This window comes from Weissella coleopterorum, assembly GCF_011304355.1.
Lineage (GTDB): Bacteria > Bacillota > Bacilli > Lactobacillales > Lactobacillaceae > Weissella > Weissella coleopterorum.
This window is the reverse complement of the sequence record NZ_CP049888.1, coordinates 1,058,801-1,077,969: the sequence shown is the minus strand read 5'-3', so window position 1 is coordinate 1,077,969 and position 19,169 is coordinate 1,058,801. Positions and strand designations below refer to the sequence as shown.

General features: G+C 32.2%; 16 protein-coding genes and 2 pseudogenes. All 18 read left to right on the top strand.

Translation table 11 applies throughout. The features are described from left to right. The first annotated feature begins 1 nt into the window (after position 1). The 18 genes and pseudogenes from G7084_RS05500 (at position 2) to G7084_RS05420 (ending at position 19,120) form a co-directional block, all read left to right on the top strand. Positions 2-982, top strand: a complete 981-nt coding sequence (locus tag G7084_RS05500) for an alpha-ketoacid dehydrogenase subunit beta (protein WP_166010784.1) — start codon at positions 2-4, stop codon at positions 980-982. Then, positions 975-1,455, top strand: a pseudogene (locus G7084_RS08455) (biotin/lipoyl-containing protein); the annotation flags it as partial. The gene G7084_RS05500 and the pseudogene G7084_RS08455, both read left to right, overlap by 8 nt. 38 nt (positions 1,456-1,493) lie before the next feature. Further along, positions 1,494-2,287: pseudogene (locus tag G7084_RS08450) on the top strand (2-oxo acid dehydrogenase subunit E2). Between the two features lie 5 nt (positions 2,288-2,292). Further along, positions 2,293-3,699, top strand: coding sequence for a dihydrolipoyl dehydrogenase (gene lpdA, locus G7084_RS05490; protein WP_166010782.1), 1,407 nt, complete (start codon positions 2,293-2,295; stop codon positions 3,697-3,699). Between the two features lie 304 nt (positions 3,700-4,003). Beyond that, positions 4,004-4,810: an alpha/beta fold hydrolase gene (locus G7084_RS05485; protein WP_166010780.1), complete on the top strand. Its 807-nt coding sequence runs from the start codon at positions 4,004-4,006 to the stop codon at positions 4,808-4,810. 113 nt (positions 4,811-4,923) lie between these two features. Further along, the gene (locus tag G7084_RS05480) at positions 4,924-5,817 is read left to right on the top strand and encodes an LCP family protein (protein WP_166010778.1); all 894 of its coding nucleotides are present in this window, start codon (positions 4,924-4,926) and stop codon (positions 5,815-5,817) included. Positions 5,818-5,890: 73 nt separating this feature from the next. Then, the gene (locus G7084_RS05475; RefSeq protein ID WP_166010776.1) at positions 5,891-6,316 is read left to right on the top strand and encodes a hypothetical protein; all 426 of its coding nucleotides are present in this window, start codon (positions 5,891-5,893) and stop codon (positions 6,314-6,316) included. Between the two features lie 286 nt (positions 6,317-6,602). Then, positions 6,603-7,742 carry a CDP-glycerol glycerophosphotransferase family protein gene (locus G7084_RS05470; protein ID WP_166010774.1) on the top strand — a complete coding sequence of 380 codons (1,140 nt, stop codon included), beginning with the start codon at positions 6,603-6,605 and terminating at the stop codon, positions 7,740-7,742. Positions 7,743-7,748: 6 nt separating this feature from the next. Further along, complete coding sequence (locus tag G7084_RS05465; protein ID WP_166010772.1) at positions 7,749-8,570, top strand: LicD family protein; 822 nt, start codon at positions 7,749-7,751, stop codon at positions 8,568-8,570. Positions 8,571-8,677: 107 nt separating this feature from the next. Then, positions 8,678-9,316 (top strand): OTU domain-containing protein, encoded by a 639-nt coding sequence (locus G7084_RS05460; RefSeq protein WP_206212033.1) that lies wholly within the window; start codon positions 8,678-8,680, stop codon positions 9,314-9,316. Positions 9,317-9,377: 61 nt separating this feature from the next. Then, positions 9,378-10,646, top strand: a complete 1,269-nt coding sequence (locus G7084_RS05455) for an ATP-binding cassette domain-containing protein (protein WP_166010768.1) — start codon at positions 9,378-9,380, stop codon at positions 10,644-10,646. Beyond that, positions 10,646-11,470 carry an ABC transporter permease gene (locus G7084_RS05450; protein ID WP_166010766.1) on the top strand — a complete coding sequence of 275 codons (825 nt, stop codon included), beginning with the start codon at positions 10,646-10,648 and terminating at the stop codon, positions 11,468-11,470. The genes G7084_RS05455 and G7084_RS05450 overlap by 1 nt, the downstream gene beginning before the upstream one ends. An 11-nt stretch (positions 11,471-11,481) precedes the next feature. Further along, positions 11,482-11,874: a hypothetical protein gene (locus tag G7084_RS05445; RefSeq protein ID WP_166010764.1), complete on the top strand. Its 393-nt coding sequence runs from the start codon at positions 11,482-11,484 to the stop codon at positions 11,872-11,874. A 32-nt stretch (positions 11,875-11,906) separates the two neighbouring features. After that, positions 11,907-12,644, top strand: coding sequence for a hypothetical protein (locus G7084_RS05440; protein WP_166010762.1), 738 nt, complete (start codon positions 11,907-11,909; stop codon positions 12,642-12,644). Positions 12,645-12,672: 28 nt separating this feature from the next. Continuing rightward, entirely contained in the window at positions 12,673-13,086 is a 414-nt protein-coding gene (gene tagD, locus G7084_RS05435; protein WP_166010760.1) for a glycerol-3-phosphate cytidylyltransferase, read from the top strand. A gap of 44 nt (positions 13,087-13,130) precedes the next feature. Beyond that, entirely contained in the window at positions 13,131-14,294 is a 1,164-nt protein-coding gene (locus G7084_RS05430) for an SGNH/GDSL hydrolase family protein (protein WP_166010758.1), read from the top strand. A gap of 17 nt (positions 14,295-14,311) precedes the next feature. Beyond that, positions 14,312-16,996 carry a glycosyltransferase family 2 protein gene (locus G7084_RS05425; RefSeq protein WP_166010756.1) on the top strand — a complete coding sequence of 895 codons (2,685 nt, stop codon included), beginning with the start codon at positions 14,312-14,314 and terminating at the stop codon, positions 16,994-16,996. Positions 16,997-17,008: 12 nt separating this feature from the next. Then, positions 17,009-19,120: a CDP-glycerol glycerophosphotransferase family protein gene (locus G7084_RS05420; protein ID WP_166010754.1), complete on the top strand. Its 2,112-nt coding sequence runs from the start codon at positions 17,009-17,011 to the stop codon at positions 19,118-19,120. Positions 19,121-19,169: the final 49 nt, after the last annotated feature.

Below are 19,169 nucleotides of genomic sequence, written 5' to 3'. Positions count from 1 at the left end.
TATGGCTAACAAAACATATATTGCGGCAATTCAAGAAGCATTGGATTTAGCCCTAGCTAAAGACGACAATACTTTGATCTTTGGTGAAGACGTGGGTGAAAATGGAGGAGTTTTCCGAGCAACGGATGGCTTGCAAGCCAAATTCGGAGAAGATAGAGTTTTCAACACACCTTTAGCAGAATCAGGAATTGGCGGCTTAGCCATGGGTTTGGCAACGCAAAATTATCGACCAATTATGGAAATTCAATTTTTTGGATTCGTGTTTGAAGTTATGGATTCCATTGCTGGTCAAATGGCTCGGACCCGCTATCGCTTTAATAATACTCGAAATATGCCAATCGTCGTTCGCTCGCCTTATGGTGGTGGAACTAAGACTCCTGAAATGCACGCGGATAATTTGGAAGGTTTAGTAGCACAAGTTCCTGGAATCCGGGTAGTGATGCCTGCTAATCCTGCTGATGCGAAAGGACTTTTGTTGAGTTCGATCGAATCAAACGATCCGGTAGTCTTTCTGGAAAATTTGCACTTATATCGATCACTAAAAGGGGAAGTTCCAGAAGGCTATTACACTACACCACTAGATCAAGCGGCAATTGCACGACAAGGTGATGATATTTCAATTATAGCCTACGGTGGTTCAGTACCAGTGGCTTTAAAGGCTGCAGACGAACTAGCAAAGCAGGGTATTAATGCTGAAGTCGTTGATTTGCGGACGGTTTCGCCAATTGATATTAAGACGATTGGTGAGTCAGTACAAAAAACTGGTCGAGTTTTGGTAGTGCAGGAAGCACAACGGATGGCTGGGATTGGTGCGACGGTTATGGCAGAAATTTCAGAACGATTTATTCTTAGCTTAAAAGCCCCCATTGGACGAATTGCTGCACCGGATTCAATTTATCCATTTGCACAAGCTGAAAATGATTGGATGATCAAGGCTGATGATGTGGTGGAAAAGGCTAAGGAGGTAGTGAATTATGACTGAAATTTTTAAAATGCCAGATATTGGTGAAGGAATGGCCGAAGGTGATATTACCAATTGGCTCGTTAAAGTAGGTGATCAAGTGGCCGTGGATGATTCGGTTGCTGAAGTTCAAAATGATAAGTTAATGCAAGAAATCCTTTCGCCCTACGCTGGAACAGTAACGAAGTTATTTGTCGAGCCCAATACAACGGTTGCGGTCGGTGATCCCCTGATTGAATTTGATGGGGACGGAAGTAGTACAGGTGATTCAGGGGAAATAGAACCAGCCAAGGAAGCATCACCATCAGCTCCGGCAAAAAAGGCAGAGCAAACGGATCCCGAGGCTAGTGAAACGGAGCAAAGCCCGGTAGTTGCATCCAATGGTCAAATTTTAGCGATGCCATCTGTCCGGCATTATGCAGCAGCACATCAAATTGACTTAACGCAAGTCAAAGCAACAGGTCGACATGGTCATATTACCTTACAGGATGTTGAGAATTTCTCTGGTTCAAATGTGGCGGAAGCTAAGCCAATGGTGGCAGCACCGGTGGTAAATAATGTGACAGAAGCATCGACGGTGATGCCTGAGAATAATGCGACGTCAAGTGTGCATGTCCCAGAAACCAAAGAAGGTCGTCAACCAATGTCGGGCGTTCGAAAGGCAATTGCTAAGGCGATGACTCATCAAAATGAAACCATTCCGACAGTAACTAATTTTGATAGTGTTGAAGTTGCTAAACTGGTCCAACATCGAAAGACTTTTAAAGACCAAATGAAGGAACAAGGGTCCATCTTACATATTTGGCGTATGCTGTTAAAGCAATGGCTGCCGTTGGTAAAAAGTTCCCAGAATTGAATGCTTCACTTGATATGAATACAAACGAGATTGTCTATCATGACACGGTTAATATGGGAATTGCTGTGAATGCACCAACTGGATTATATGTGCCAGTCGTCGCACATGCTGAAAGTAAGTCAATTCAAGCAATTGCAAAAGAGATCAGCGAATTAGCTGAAGCTGTCCGGGATGGTTCAATCAAACCCACTCAAATGCAAGGTGGGACAATGACTATTTCAAATCTTGGTTCTGCGCGTGGGACTTGGTTTACACCAATTATTAACGGAAAAGAAGTAATGATATTGGGATTAGGATCTATTTTGAAGGAGCCGATTGTAGCTGAAGATGGTGAATTAGCTATTGGTCAAAATATGAAGTTGTCATTGAGTTATGATCATCGATTGATTGATGGGATGTTAGCGCAAAATGCGATGAATTATCTGAAGCAATTATTAGCTGATCCAGCATTTATGCTGATGGAGGTGTAATAAATATGGTTGTAGGTGCACAAGCAACAGAAGTGGGGACCGTAGTGATCGGTTCTGGACCTGGTGGTTATGTTGCCGCCATCCGTGCGGCCGAACTGGGTCAAAAAGTAACCATCATTGAAAGAGATCAAATTGGTGGAGTTTGTTTAAATATTGGATGTATACCATCAAAGGCATTAATCAATGTGGGACACCATTACCGTGATTCACAGGAACAGAATCCATTTGGATTGTCTATGACTGGTGAACTGGATTGGCAGCAAACGCAAGATTGGAAACAACATCAAGTTGTGGAGAAATTAACGAGTGGCGTTGCAATGCTCTTGAAAAAACATCACATTGATGTAATTCAAGGTGAAGCTAGTTTTAACGATAATGAAACGTTAAATGTAGTTCAAGAAGATGGACATCAACTTTTGCAATTTGATAATTGTATTATTGCAACAGGCTCACGTCCGGTTGAGATTCCAAATTTTAAATTTGGCGGACGAATCGTTGATTCAACAGGTGCATTGAGCCTACCAGAGATTCCTAAGCATTTGATTGTAATTGGTGGTGGAGTCATTGGATCTGAATTAGGTGGTGCATATGCCAACTTAGGGGCAAAAGTAACCATTATTGAAGGATTGGATCATACCTTAAATGGTTTCGATAGTGAAATGACTAAACCAGTCTTGCAAGATTTTAAGGCTCATGGTGGTGAAATCTTTACTTCAGCAATGGCGAAGTCGGCCACGCAAACGGATCAAGATGTTACATTGACGTTTGAAGTGGATGGGAAAGCACAAACCGTTACTGGCGACTATTTACTCGTCTCAGTGGGACGAAAAGCGAATACAGATACATTAGGGCTAAATAATACTGATATTAAACAAGGCGAGCATGGATTGTTGGAGACGAATGATAGTATGCGTACGAGCGTTCCTCATATTTATGCAATTGGAGATATTGTAGCTGGTCCAGCTTTAGCCCATAAGGCTAGTTTCGAAGGGAAAGTTGCTGCGGCTGCAATTAGTGGAGCTGATAATGCGCATGACTTACACTATTCGTTGCCATCAGTGGCATATACTCATATTGAATTAGCTTCTACTGGAGAAACACCTGAATCGATTAAAATTAATCAAATTGACGCGCAGGTTACAAAATTTCCTTTCGCAGCCAATGGACGTGCATTAGCCATGGATGCAGGGACTGGATTTGTACGCCTAGTGACAGATAAGAAGACTAAGGCTATGCTGGGTGCTCAAATTGTGGGGCCTGGTGCTTCAGACTTGATTTCAGAACTATCACTAGCCATTGAAAATGGATTAACTTCAGAAGACATTTCCTTAACAATCCATCCACATCCAACTTTGGGTGAAGCAATTATGGACGCGGCCGAAGTTGCAGATGGCTTAGGCATTCATATCTAAAGATGAAACTTGCTTTACGCTATTTTGATACTTTGATGCAAAATATCATTCAATTACTTAAGAGTAGGCAACGTTAGTATCAAAAATAGAGTCATTTTAAATCAAGGTTGTTGCACCAATTTTTGGGGATGCAGCAACCTTTTATATTCTTATATAAGATGGTGTGAATTTCTGAGACCCTGAAAGGTTGGGAGATAACTTGATTTTAACAATTGGACTGACACAGTTTAATGCAACATACTAGTAACTCGGAAGACGCGAACGAAAATAATCATTGTTTATAGTTTAAAAAGGAGGGGTATTAATGTCATTTTTTAAAACCAACGATGGGATTCAACTCAATTACCACTGGGATGGTCCATGGGAAGGTCCGGTTGTATTGTTACTTGGTGGTTATACTAGTAATATAGCCACATGGTTGCCGCAAGTTGAGACCTTAACAGCGGCTGGTTATCGAACGTTACGGCTCGATTATCGCAGTCATGGACAAAGTGAACAGACTAAACGAGGACTGCGTATTGCGCGTTTAGCCACAGATGTTCATGAATTGTTAAAGACGCTTCACGTGCAGCGATGCCATGTGATTGGGCATTCAATGGGAGTTAGTGTAATTGAAATCTATTTATCTTTGTTTGGTAATCAAAAAATTATCAGTCTTATAACGGAGGATCAAACCCCTAAAATGCTGAATGAGGGAGATTGGCAATTCGGGTTAAAAGAATCTTCTATGGATCAATTGGCAATCTTTGCGGATCGTTTTCCGAAAATCAAATTAACACAACAACATTTAAATGATGAGATTAAAAAAGTATTGGCAGATAATTATACGCCGTTTGATTTTAAATTAACCCGGCCTTTATTATTAGATGGAATAGCGCAAGATTGGCGGGATGTCTTACCACAAGAAGAGCGACCACATTTATTTTTATCTGGAAATAAATCGCCACTCTATCCAGCAGGCTATCCAGAAGCAGCGCTGAAATTACAAAAACATATAAATTCAGCAGTTTATCATTTCCAAGGGGTTGGACATATTCCACATTTAGAGGCCGTGGATGAATTTAATCGGGTGATATTAAATTTTATTCAATTAAACGACAAAGTAAATTAATTTCTTTAATGCCGGCATGAAGGGATTTGAGAGGTTAGAAACATTGATTTCTTTGGTATTATCAAAACAATAGGGTATAATAAACCTAATTCAAAAAAGAATTGGGGAAAATCATGAAAAAAGTTTTGTTGAGTATTCTCGGAATTGTAGTGGCCTTAGGTGTTGGAATAGGCGGATATGCCTTTTACCAATTACATAGCACTACATCTAAAATTAATTCCTTGGACAGTACCTTAAGTAAAACATCTGATACCAAAACAAGCTCAAGTGAGTCTGTCTCATACCTATTGTTAGGGACAGACACGGGTGCTTTGGGACGGAGTTATAAGGGACGGACTGATACAATGATGGTCATGACCGTTAATCCAAAATCACAAAAAACTACATTAGTTTCAATTGAACGTGATACTAAAATACAATTAAACGGGCATACTGCTAAATTAAATGCGGCCTATGCTGAAGGTGATTCGGAATCAGCCACTAGTGCTGTTGAGAATTTACTAGATATTAAACTTGATGGGTATCTATTAGTAAATATGAATGGTCTTAAGCAATTAGTGAATGCCGTTGGCGGGGTAACCGTAACCGCGCCTTTGACTTTCGATTATGAAGGATATTCATTTGTGAATGGTCAAAGTTACAGTATGAATGGGACTAAAGCCTTAGCCTTTTCTCGGATGCGTTATGATGATCCCAAGGGAGATTATGGGCGTCAACAGCGTCAACAATTAGTTGTTAAAGCCGTCTTGAATAAATTGAAACAAAATCCGACCTCTGCATTGTCAGGTGACTTCTTAGCATCTGTTTCAGACAATGTTCGGTCAAATATTTCGCAGTCATCTTTGCAAAATTTGGCTTTGAAGTATAATAAAGCCGCCAATACGATTGAAACGGATCAAATTGTTGGTGAAGGTATTATGGAGGGTGGAGTTTCATACCAAGTTATTCCACAAAGTGAAATAACTCGTGTTCATGATGAAATTGAATCAGCAATGAATGAAAATTAAATATATTTGGGAATCCGCATAGCAGATTCCCTTTTTTGGTTGTTTAAAATATTAGAAATGAGAGAATTTAAAAATGCGTAAAATCACAAAATTAGGACAAGAGATTGAATTACCTTTTGGATTAGATTTACCAGGATACCAGCTTACTAGTGTAAAGCAGACAACTATTCCATCTATATTGAGTAACTCATTTTTTCAAGGGATATCTGTTATAAACATTCAAAAGAAATTAAAGGGCTTCCGGAGTAATCCAGAACTACAGAAGTTGTTATCACCTACATTGGTTGAAACAGGAATATCAATTCATTTGGATGAAGATGAGATGATTCAACTAGTTGTAAATGATAATTTAATACAAAATAAACATCTAATTCCGGTACAAACAGTCATTTCAGGTCAGAATATCAAAGTACAATTAATTAACGTAGGTTTAAAAGATATTGTGGTAAATATTGAAGAACTGATTGCAACGGCGATAATTTTTAAATCGTATAGATAATAAATTACATTGGAATGGAATACGTCTTTTAATTTATATTTAATTCATGTAATTAGTAATTTTTGATGTATAACAAGGGGAAGTTCACTTAATTAGCAAATTAATCTACTAAATAAAGCAAGTTAATTTAACGTTTTAATATTCCTTAGGTGTTACAAAATTGACATCTTGTTAATGTATAATCTAATGTGTAATACTGATTAATCAACTTACTTAAGTGTTTTCTTTAAATAATGATCTCTATAAGTGGATTCTAATAAATTAGGAGTATGAACAATAATTAATAATGCAAAAATTAAAAAATCTAATTAAAAATTCTTTTTTGGGATGGTTATTTTTAGCTATTTCAATCGTTTTCATTAAAATTCTTCAGATTTTTATAAAACCGAACTCTAAAAGCGTTATTTTCATGTCTTATGGAGGCCGGCAGATCTCTGATTCACCAAATGAAGTTTATCTGAATATGATAAATGATGACGATTTTAAAGATTGGAATCTGAAATGGGCTTTGAATAAGCCTAAATTATTTCAACAAATATCTAAAGAAAATAAAATCAGTTCCAATAGCCCTTTATATTTTTACCATTTACTGAAGTCTAAATATTGGATTACCAATTCATCAATAGAAAGGCTGATTCCGTTTAAGCATCGGCGAAATATTTATATACAATTTTGGCATGGTATGCCCATGAAAACATTGGGTGACGATGAAAAAGAGTTATCAGGGGTTGTTAAATGGTGGTATAGTCATGCTAAATTTGATTTTCACTTTGTTTATGGAGATTTTGATCGTAAGCACATGCAACATGTATTTAAGAATAGTCATAATATAATTAATCATGGATTATTACGTAAAAGTATTTTAAATCGACGATCTAAGATAGGAATTAATAAGTTAAGACATGAAATGGAGATAGAAAGTAACAAGCCGGTTCTATTGTATGTTCCATCTTTTAGGGAATATAAGACAAAAAAATCCCCATTTTTAAGTGATGAGTTTTTGGCAAAACTATCTAAGGATTATACGATTATATATCGGGGCCATTATTATAGTGAAAGTGAAAAAACCTCCTTAGATATCAAGTACTTTGCCAATAAATCACTTTATAAATTAATGTTAGTGTCCGATTTTATGGTAACTGACTATTCTAGTGTTATCTTTGATTATTTGCCATTACGAAGGCCAATTTATTTATTTCAATCAGATATTAATGAGTATACAGAGCATCGAGGACTCTATTTAAGAGGTGAAGATTTACAATTACCTGTTGCATATTCTGAAAACACTTTAAACGAACAAATTAAAAATGATCGATATAATTATCAGCAACTAGATATACTCTTAGAGAAGTATAATAATGAACCAATGACTAGGGCTTGGGAAGATATCAGGAATATTTTAGATAAAGAAAATAAAAGGAACTAATATTGTATGGATTCTGAAAAGGAATATATAAATATAACCGAAATTCAAAAAATTATGCTTGATATATTGAGAGATGTGATAACATTTTGTAATAATAATGATTATCACTATATTTTAACTGGAGGTAGCGCATTAGGTGCTACTAGACATAAGGGCTTTATACCTTGGGATGATGACATGGATATTGCATTGCCACGAAATGAATATGAGCAATTCATACATAAATATCAACCCCAATATTCTAATTTAGTTAAATTAAACAGTGAAAATACAAAAAATTGGTTATATCCATATACGCGTATTAGTGACTCTAAAACGGTAGCTGAAGGTCGGTGGGCTGAAGTCCAGAATGGAGTTTATGTTGATATATTCCCAATTGATGCTATATCTGGAAATAAGACTGGTCAAATAATTGGTTACTTAAAAATGAAATATTTGGATGTGATGCGAAATTCTACTAGAAGAATAGCAATATCTAAAGAAGAACCGTTTTGGTGGCTAAAACCTCTTTTAATTAAATTTGCTAAACGTAAATCAACAGGCGAGTGGGTTAATAAGATGGAGCGATTAGCACAAAAAAGCAATCGCAAACATTTCAATTATTCTAATGCTTTCAGTTTATTTGTTGTTCAAGGCCTAAATAAACGCAGAGAAAATTTTAATAAAGATATGTATTTTAAACGGAATAAGGCAGTTTTTGAGGGAGAGAGTGTGTTTGTCCCTGGAAATGTTAACCAGTACTTGACACAGATGTATGGGAATTGGGAAAATATACCAAATAATATTGAGAAGAAGACACATGCACGATTTTATCGAAAAGGAATTTAAAGATAATGTTTGGTTTGTATATTATAGTGATAGGCTTTTTAGCCCTTTTTTTTGGGGTATTTGTTATTTTGTACATTGGTTTTAAAAAACTTAATCGTTCAAAAAAAATGGGATGGAGAGTGCTTTGGATTGGAGTGACATTGATAATAGTAGGAGTCTTTGTATATCATCAATATAATAGTTCTAGAGAATTAATTAAATCACACCAAAAACGATTAATTAGTGAACAACTATATGACTCACAGTTAATTCATCTTGATAAGAATAAAATGGTTTTAAAGGATGGTACTGCATATATAACGATGTATGTCGCTAAAAATACCAACTTAAAAATTCATCATGAAGATGGCCTTTTGGAAGACTCATATTATAAAAGCCAGCCAAGTATAAAACGTGTCAAATTAGCTTTTATCTTACCTGGTGTATATGAGGCGACAGCTACTAGGGATGGGCAAAAAGTAACAAAGAAGATTGAAATTAAAAATATTGAGAGTTCAGCGAGCATCGCTTCAAGTAGTAGTAAAATAATAAGTAGCGTGGTACCTTCAATCCAAGAAGCTCCCGTTAGTTCAAATACTAATTCGCTTACTACAGATACGACAAATAGTATAGTAGAAAGCCCAATTGATAATAATGTCAACGACGTAAATGGTGATAATACAAATAATTCTGTTGTGAATAATGATGATGATAACGTAAATGAATCTGAAGATGCTACAGAAGAGGGGCCTAGTTCAGAGAATTAACTAAATTAAAAGTTATAATGTTATTTCTTTAAAATATAAAATGGTAGGCATGGTTAAATAAATGGATAATAAAATTACAGTTTCAGCAAATCATGTTACTAAAAAATTTGATTTAGCCGAACGACAATCAGATAAAGTAAAAGTGATTTTTAAATTTTGGGGTCGCGGAATTCCAAATTTTTGGGCAGTTAAGGGAGTGTCTTTTACTGCTCATGCTGGTGAGACCATTGGTATAATTGGTACAAACGGTTCAGGTAAATCAACATTACTAGAGATGGTTGCTGGGTTAAGTCAACCGACTAGTGGTGAAATGACGATTAACGGAAGTACATCTATTATTGCAATAGGTGCAGGAATGCGTCCGCAACTTACAGGACGTGCCAATATCAAATTAAAAGCACTTATGCAAGGGATGTCTGAAAAGGAAATTGATCGAAAAATGGATTCAATTATTGAATTTTCAGAATTAGGTGATTTTATTGATCAGCCAGTAAAAAATTATTCTTCTGGAATGAAGTCAAAATTAGGATTTGCCATCTCGGTATATTCAGATGCCGATATCATCATTATTGACGAAGCATTGTCAGTTGGAGATCCAACATTTACAGAAAAATCATTGGAACGAACACGTCGCTTTAAAAAAGAGGGTAAAACAATTTTTTTTGTAACACATTCTTCAGCTCAGATGCGCAAAATGGCAGATCGTGTTATTTGGATGCATTATGGGAGTGTAAGAATGGATGGACCAATTGATGAGGTCCTTCCTAAGTATGATCATTTTTTAAAACGATTTAATCAATTTTCTGAACCAGAAAGATTGGCTTATCAAAAACATTATAAAAATGCTCAGAAGGACTTTAATTTAAATCGTTTACGTCAATTAGAATACAATCGACATATTTTAGATGGTGATGATATGAATGCAGTTACTGATAAACGGGCATGGACACATTCATTCACCGAAGATGATGAAAAAATGGGAATTATTTCTAAAATATTTTTAATTGTCATTTCAATATTAACCCTAATCACAATTGATAAAAATATTTTGAATATGTCTTGGACAGGAGTACTGAATAATCCTAGACATTTAATAACAAATTTGACGCCTAGTAAATTGTCTGCTCTTGAAAAGAGACATAGTAACAAATCAACTAATGATATAGTATATAATCAAAATAAATATAAGGTACCAGAAAATACGTCTTTGTATGACGTTTCGAGTGAATTTAATGTTCCTATTGATAAATTAATGCAGGTAAATCATAAGTCTACTACTGTTTTAAATCCTGGTGATATTTTAATTATTCCGATAGAAGGAGAAAAATAATGAAGGATATTATAAAAATTATTAAGGAAATTTTTAGCAGTAGAAGAGTTGTATTACGAATTGCGAAATACAATAATGATCAAGCATATCGGAATAATTATTTAGGTGATTTTTGGCATTTTGCTGATCCTGCATTACAAATTGGAGTTATGTTATTTATGTTTGCAATGCGAATGGGAGATAATTATAAAAATCCACATGCACATGGTATCCAGGGATATGTAGCATGGATTGCTCTCGGGATGATTACATATTTTTTTATGCAGTCTTCAATGACAAAATCTGCTAATAGTATTAAAAGACAATTGAACTTACTGGCAAAAATGAATTTTGCGTTATCTGCAATTCCGCTTACCGAAATAATTACTGAATTACGCAGATATTTTGTTATGCTCGGAATGGTAATGTTTTTAATTTTATTTACTGACGTAAAACCAACAATATGGTGGTTTCAGTTTATATATTACTTTATTGCTATGATCATATTTTTATATGCTTTATCCTTGGTTACTTCAACAATCACTGTATTGGTGCCGGATTTTTATAATGCTTATGTCGCAATTTTACGAGTAGGAATGTGGTTATCTGGAGTAATTATACCTATAGATGGTCCCGCTTTTCCAATTGTTATCTCAAATATTTTAAAAATAAATCCATTGTATTATATTATTGAAGGTTTTCGAGAAACTTTGTTAGAGAATCCACAAGGATTTTGGGAAAAACCTAGTGATATTATTGTTTTTTGGGGTATTGTAATTATATTGCTTATTGTTGGGTCTCATATTCATATCAGATTCAGAAATCGGTTTATTGATTTTGTATAGGAGAGGTTGAAATGCTAAAAAAAAGTTTGGGAATAATTCAAATATTATCCATTATAATGATTGGCCTAATTATTGGTGCATATGCAGAAAGAAGTCATTTTTTTGGATATTCTGACAATACTCCAATTTTACCAAGTGGAACATATAATACGACATCAGAGGGTGATTGGAGTAAAGTGACAGTTACAAAAGATCATTTCATAACAACAAAAAATGATTATATTGTTGTTGATAATCGATTTACTAATAAAGTTCATGGACGTATAGTAATTGCGGCACAAAAAGGTGGTAATATTTCAAAATCATATTATGTAACCAAAATTAAAGAGGGCTGGAGATTGGAACCAATTATTAATGGTAAGCCTAGTTCTACCAATGTCTCAATATTATATATTGATAAATAGGTATGTATGATTGATTAATCGAGGTATTGGATATGATTCAAGTAAAAGTTATTGTCAACACAATTAACAAAGAAACATTAAAAGAAATTTATAGATATATTTTAAATTTAGAAGCATATACACATCAGCAATCTAGAATAACGATTTTAGATCCTAGCTATAATAAAGATTATTATACTTTTGAAGAAAAGATTAAAAATATCTTAGGATCTATAAGTGATTTGGAAGTTCATAACTTGTATTTACAACAATATTTCAGCTCGGATAGAGAAAATAATATTAATGAATATACGAATAATTTTATTAATGGACAAAAGATAGAAGTGGAAAAAAATGATGACGGTCATCGCCTTTTTAAAAGTGAAGGTCATACTTTGGTATCAATTGAGTCAGATAAAAATAATAAAGTTAATTTAGTCGAGTTTTTTAATAAAGGAAATAAAATTCCTTTTAGGAGAGCTCTAGTTAATGGGCATGGAAATATACAAACTATTCGAACTTTTGATGATAAATCGGGAAAGGCAGTCTATGAAGAGTATGTAGATGCCAACTTAGTCCCATTTATTAAAATATGGTTCAATAAAAAAGGCCAAAAGGAAAGTTATCAATTCATTGGTTGGGATGAACCTGTAGTCAACAGTGAGGTAGATTTTAATGATTGTTGGATTCGAAAAGAAATTGGCGTAAGTGATTACGTCATTAATTTAAATCGAGATTTTGACGTTCTTTTTTCAACTTTTGTCGATGTAGAGAGATTATTTTTGGTGTAAATATATTTTTTAATTAAAGGGGAATAAGATGAAACGAGTTATTACATATGGTACTTTTGACATGTTACATTATGGTCATATAAATTTACTGAAGCGTGCTAAGCAGATGGGAGATTATTTGATCGTAGTATTGTCTTCTGATGAATTTAATTGGGAAGCTAAGCAGAAGAAAACGTATTTTTCATTTGAAAAAAGAAAACAGCTGCTTGAAGCCATTAGATATGTGGACTTAGTAATTCCAGAAAATAGTTGGGACCAAAAAATTTCAGATATGCAGGCATGGCAGGTTGATGAATTTGTCATGGGGGACGATTGGGCAGGTAAATTTGATTACTTAGCCGAACAAACGGGCGTTAATGTGACTTATCTTGCTAGAACGCCTGAAATATCAACAACTCAAATAAAAAATGATTTAAATAGGAAAAATTTAGCTGCCAAATAAGTATTAACATGTCATTAAATTTATACAAATGTGGGAATTATTAAATGTTTTTATTTAAGCGTGAGAAAAAAGAATATAATAATTGGAAAAATAAGCGGGTTGTTGTATTTGGAGATAGCATTGTTGCTGGGCAAAAGTTAGTGAGGGAAGAAACACCTTATAGAGATATAGTTTACGCTAAACTAGCATCATACAGATTAGGTGCAGATAAATTTGATAATTTTGCTGAGACAGGTACGGGTCAGTTTAAAGGTCAACATAATTTAGACAATCATACTGGCTGGGTTCATGATTTTGGGGGAGTTATTCGTCATTACCATAAAGATATAAGTATAGCTGACGTTGGGTTAATAGCATACGGAAACAATGATTGGAAGCAGCTAACCGCCGATGGTAATACTCATTCTTTAATGGATGTTGAAGAAAAATTAAGAGAGAATATTAATCTAATAAAGAAGTATAACCCTTATATTGATTTAATAGGTGTTTTAGAAACTATGGCTTTTAGAAATCATAAATCGGCATGGTATTTAAAAGGACCAAATGGATTTGATTATTCCCAGATGTTAAATTCTTATATATCAGTATTTAATGAAATGGACGTACCAATTTTTGATTTAAGAGATTATAATATTGGGAATTCAATTGAAGATTATGTTGACGATAGAGATCACTTTACTGAAATTAAGCATCGGGATATTGCTATACAATTTGAAAAATTTATAAGAGGCGGAAAAAAAAGTTTTTATTCAAAATATTATAGAGTTATTAAAATTATTGATGTAAAAAATGAGATAAATAGTTCTAATATCGTAGATATTGAAAAAGGAATATACGATTACAATAAAAAAAAGGATTTAATTGAAATTATTAAATTTGATAAAAATGAGAATATTAAAAAATCCGAAAACAATGTAAAATTTATTAATATTTACGAACAGGCGGAAATTAGTAGGCGTCATGATTTAATTTTAGAGTATCAGTTCGAACTTAAAAGAAAAAATAAAGTGGTAAAAAAGAATGGTAAATATGTTTTTCTACAAAATTTAGACTGTTCATGGAACAAAGTTCCCGAAATAGATTTTTTTGATAGCTGGTTACGTAAGTATGTATCTACAAAAGATGAGGTATACGTATTGAAAGAAAAAAAAATGTCAAAAATTGATATAGTTAATTTTAATTTTAAAAATATATTTATAAATAATTAGGAGTGTATAAAAACAGAATGGCTGTTATTAATATTGCTAAACGCGTAATATCTGAAGATTTTTGGAAAAAAACTATTTCAAAAAAACCAAGAATATTTGTAGAAAATTTAATGATTAAGAACGAATATGTTGATTTAACTATTGTAGAAAATATAAAAAGTGTTTATATTACGTTAGATAATAAAATATATAGTTATTTAAATTTTATTCAAGAAGGCGATCATTTATATCTTAAAACAGAAGATATTATGGACAAAATAAATACATCACATAATCGTTATGATTTGATGATTACTAATATGTCCAATAAACAATATAATTTAGAATTGAGAAATATTTTATATAAGCATGTTAAAGATAGGTACTTTAAATTAAGTGAAAAAGACGGATATGTGTATACAATTTATTCATCAATTACTGGAAAAATTAAACTAGCCAATTTAAGTAGTGGCCAATTCAAAGAATCAACTAAAATAACAGGTGTTATAAAGACGGATATTGTTAAGACTAATATTATTTCAGATGAAGTAATCTCTTTTAAGTTGAAAGTTAATGATGAAACAACAAAAATAAATAGGGTTTTGCTACATGATGATATTTTGAAAAAAGCAATTAATTTGAGATTTATTTATATTGATGACATTATCGAAGTATTAATAAAAAAGAACGATTTAATTAATAATGGATGGATATCTTTTGAAATTAATAGTAATATATATCAAAGTTTAGGCGTAAAAATAAATGATGTATATCATAACTCGGATTTGTTTGATTTGAATGATAAAGAAAGAGTAACTAGATTAGTTCCTTCATATTTTTTGAGAAGTAAGTTGAGGGGAAAAATTTCTAACTTCAATATGTCTATTGATGATAATAATTGGAAATGGAATTTTCCGAGCTTTCATATATCTCAGTCCAAGCGAATTTGTGAAAATCCACTTGTAACTATTATTGTTCCAAATTGGAACAATGGACCGTACTTAAAAAGAGCAATGGACTCTATAGTAAATCAAACTATCGGGTTAAATAATATTGAAATAATTTTCGTGGATGATCTTTCTAGTGATCATAGTAGAAGTATCATGGATCAATATGTGAATGATTTTCCTAATTTTAAAGTAGTTAAATTGGATGAAAACACTGGTGCAGCTGCTACACCTAGAAATATTGGGTTAACATTAATGCGAGGGAAATATTTAGCACTGCTTGATCCTGATGATTGGTACAATATTGATGGTATAAAAAAGCTCATTGAAGGTTTGGAACTTAGTGGAGATGATTTTGCTATTGGGGCAATGATCGAAAAAAATGGAGAAAAATATAAACGAGTGTATGCTGGTACTAGTTTTCAAGAATCACATGGAGTAGATATTAATGAATTACCAGTCCCTTTTTTTTCATGGATGGGACCTCAATCCATTTTAGTAAGATCGGAAATTATTAAAAAAAATAATCTTCATTTTCCGGAAATGAGAACCTCTGATGATCAAAAATTTTTTATGGATGCTCTTTTAATTTCTAAAAAAATTACACAATTGAAAAATGTTATTAATTATGTTAACCATGACGAAGATAATATTAGTCTAATGACATTGGCTGGTAAAACGACTGAAATATTTGATAATGCCATTCGATTATGGACTTACTTGATTAATTTAAATGCTGAATCTGAAGCAATTCATAAATTAATATCAAGAAAATTAGAAATTCAATTTGAACGATATTTTTATTTTTCTGGAATGCGACAAGTTTTAAATGAAAGCGATTTCGAACAAATTATAAGTAAATTTCAGTGGATTAAATCAGAAATTGGATTTGATCCATCAAAATATTTTGAAGTAAACGATCATAAGGTAGCTTGGAAATTATTAATAGAAGATCAAGAATTATCAAAAGCTTTGAATTTTATTGATTGGGCAAAACTTAGTATGAAATTTGTACCAACTTTTATTAAAGATAAAATCATTTATCGTGATCCCAGAGAAATGGGTGAGCAACCAATACCATATAATTGTATTGTTAGAGCTGATAGTGTAGAGAAAGTAGATGATGGAATTAAATTGAACTTAAATATTTATTCTAAAAATAATATAAATTCACTGGTATTAAGAGAATCTAAGGGAGAACAATTAGAGCATGAGATAGAGATTTTAAAAACTGAAACTGGAAATTACTATTCGATAATAAGTGACAAATTCATTGAATCTCTTGGCGATTTAGAATTATATTTATATGTTCGATGGAACAGTGCATATTATGCAACAGTTAACTTCGCAGATTTAGTAGCATACAATTATGATGATTTACGAGAAGTTGGATTCTTTAAATCAGGACAAAGATTAGGCTTCAGAGTAAGACCAATATTATATTCTAATTTCTTTAATGTGAACTCAGATAATATTGAAATTAATATTCGTATTGAAGGATATTATTCAGAAATAATTGGAATAAAATTCGAAAATACATATGATAAAGAAGTATATTATTTATCAAATAAGCTAGATAAGGATGGGCATTATTATTTGTTTGATATAGATAGATCAGAACTAAACAAATTATCTACAGGAAACTATATTATCAGAATGATTTATGATCGTGACAGAAGTATACCTGTTGGGGCGTATTCTATTTCAAATGAGGCATTGCTTGGTACAGGTTTGTTTGAAAATAAAAATCATAATCTTGAATTTAGAAAGGGGTAAATATTTTCAGTCATGTTAGATAAAAATTATGATATTATAAATATAGATAAAATAGAATATAAAGATGGTACTTTAAATGTTAAAAGTCATATGAATGACGTTTTTTTTGATAAACTTATATTAGAGAAAAAAATAAATTCAGCTGAAACTAGTATTGTATTTAAGCAATTTAATGAAACAATTGAATTGAATTTAAATTTATCTGATTTATCTGATTTAAGAGGTGGATATAGAATATTTGCTGTTAGAAATAATCGGAAATATGCATTTAAATATGATATTTTCACAAATAAAAATATTTGGGAAAAAAAAGAAAAGCTAGACGTGCGCTCTGCGAATCCATTTAGTTTTTACTTAGGTACAGATCAAAATAATTTATTAGAAATTTTAATTGACGTATCAGCTAATGTTGACTCGGAATTATTGGAAATACCATATAGTGGAGCAGTGGATAGTATTAGTGATGATGTAGAATGTATACACATTAGTGCAACATTTACATTAGGATTTTTATTTAGTTCTAATAAGAATATCGAAATAAATCCAAGCTTATTTTTGGTCAGATCTGCAGAACAAAGTCAAATAAAGTCTGTTAATTATAGTGTGCTTTTTGATGAAAATAACCAAGTTTATAAAATTGATGCTTTTTTTCTAAAAAAAGATTTTGGATTGATGGGACAATGGGCATTTGGTGTTGTGATCGAAGGATCAGGTTATAATTATAAATTAAAAATTAAATGTACAAGTAAGGAAGTGTATAATAATATTTTTGCCATTGGAAAAAAGAATTGGTTCAATTCTACAATTCCGGGAACTATAATTGATCCACAATATCTTTCAAATGGTAGTTTTATCTTAAGAGCGCGCCCAAAAACAAAGTTAGAAGATTCTGACGTTTTAGATAATATGAAACTGGCGTATCAAATTTATAAGATTGAAAATAAATTAGTGCTTCCTAATAAAAAATCTGCTAATTCTTCTAGACTAGTTTTTGAAAGAGAAACTTGGTTTGCCCAAGATAATGCATTTGCTATTTTTAAATCAGCAAAAAACAGTAATAAAGACAATAATGAATTTAAGTATGTTATTAATCCCGAATCACCACATTATGAACGGGTGAAAAATTTATATTCTGAGGATGTAATAGATTTATATTCAGTGGAATATTTTTATGCATTATTGACAGCAAAGGAATTAATAACTTCAATTTTCCCATTAGAGTTACTATCACTTTACAAAACATCAGGTTTTTTTGTTAATAAAATTAGAGAAATACCGACTTATTATTTGGGACATGGTGTATTGGCGTTAAAACGTATGACAAGTGATTATAGTTACAAATCAGGTTTGTATGATCGTGTTTCGGTTGGGAGTAATTTTGATTATAATATTCATCGAGAATCTCTAGGATTTCCCAGAGATAGAGTTCGTAAATTAGGGTATCCTCGTTGGGATGAATTAAATAATAGTACCAAAATAAAATATAATCAAATACTATACTTTCCTACATGGCGTCCTTGGGTAGATAAACTAAGTGATATTGAGTTTGTTAATTCTGAATACTTTAATAAAATTAGGGAACTTTTGCAAAATGATGAATTACTAAATAAATTAAAGAAACATAAAACAAAATTGATTGTTTATTTACATCCTAACATTAGAAGATTTAGTCATTTACTATATAAAACAAATAGATCAGAATTTGTTGAAATTATAGATGACTCAAGTATTACAGTGGAAAGATTGGAAATAGAAAGTGATTTAATTATTTCAGATTATTCTTCAGTAGTATGGGATTTTGCTATACAGAATAAACCTATAATTTTCTATCAATTTGATTTGAAAAAATATGAATTAATGCAAGGTAGCTATTTCGATTTAAAAAATCTACCATATGGGAAAAGTGCTAATGATGCTGTTGATTTATCAAATATGTTAGATTATTATTTGAATAAAAATGAGATTTATTTGAGAGAATCGGATAGAAATATTAACTCTTTTTATAATTTCAAATCAATGTCTGAAAAGATAGTAATGGATATTATGAGTGAACGTGTTCCTAAAAAGTATATAAAAAAAGACATGACATTTAATAATTTAAAAATTATTTGGGGTAGTGAATAACTAATGGTTGATAGGTATTTTCATCTTTCAATTTTATGAAATTAGACTA

What these genes read in the sequence shown, in the direction of transcription:
- G7084_RS05455 (WP_166010768.1), top strand. Translation starts at nt 9,378, where the DNA reads ATGGATAATAAAATTACAGTTTCAGCAAATCATGTTACTAAAAAATTT.
- G7084_RS05485 (WP_166010780.1), top strand. Translation starts at nt 4,004, where the DNA reads ATGTCATTTTTTAAAACCAACGATGGGATTCAACTCAATTACCACTGG.
- G7084_RS05460 (WP_206212033.1), top strand. Translation starts at nt 8,678, where the DNA reads ATGGGATGGAGAGTGCTTTGGATTGGAGTGACATTGATAATAGTAGGA.
- G7084_RS05470 (WP_166010774.1), top strand. Translation starts at nt 6,603, where the DNA reads ATGCAAAAATTAAAAAATCTAATTAAAAATTCTTTTTTGGGATGGTTA.
- G7084_RS05430 (WP_166010758.1), top strand. Translation starts at nt 13,131, where the DNA reads ATGTTTTTATTTAAGCGTGAGAAAAAAGAATATAATAATTGGAAAAAT.
- G7084_RS05445 (WP_166010764.1), top strand. Translation starts at nt 11,482, where the DNA reads ATGCTAAAAAAAAGTTTGGGAATAATTCAAATATTATCCATTATAATG.
- G7084_RS05420 (WP_166010754.1), top strand. Translation starts at nt 17,009, where the DNA reads ATGTTAGATAAAAATTATGATATTATAAATATAGATAAAATAGAATAT.
- G7084_RS05450 (WP_166010766.1), top strand. Translation starts at nt 10,646, where the DNA reads ATGAAGGATATTATAAAAATTATTAAGGAAATTTTTAGCAGTAGAAGA.
- G7084_RS05480 (WP_166010778.1), top strand. Translation starts at nt 4,924, where the DNA reads ATGAAAAAAGTTTTGTTGAGTATTCTCGGAATTGTAGTGGCCTTAGGT.
- G7084_RS05440 (WP_166010762.1), top strand. Translation starts at nt 11,907, where the DNA reads ATGATTCAAGTAAAAGTTATTGTCAACACAATTAACAAAGAAACATTA.
- G7084_RS05475 (WP_166010776.1), top strand. Translation starts at nt 5,891, where the DNA reads ATGCGTAAAATCACAAAATTAGGACAAGAGATTGAATTACCTTTTGGA.
- G7084_RS05465 (WP_166010772.1), top strand. Translation starts at nt 7,749, where the DNA reads ATGGATTCTGAAAAGGAATATATAAATATAACCGAAATTCAAAAAATT.
- tagD (WP_166010760.1), top strand. Translation starts at nt 12,673, where the DNA reads ATGAAACGAGTTATTACATATGGTACTTTTGACATGTTACATTATGGT.
- G7084_RS05425 (WP_166010756.1), top strand. Translation starts at nt 14,312, where the DNA reads ATGGCTGTTATTAATATTGCTAAACGCGTAATATCTGAAGATTTTTGG.
- lpdA (WP_166010782.1), top strand. Translation starts at nt 2,293, where the DNA reads ATGGTTGTAGGTGCACAAGCAACAGAAGTGGGGACCGTAGTGATCGGT.
- G7084_RS05500 (WP_166010784.1), top strand. Translation starts at nt 2, where the DNA reads ATGGCTAACAAAACATATATTGCGGCAATTCAAGAAGCATTGGATTTA.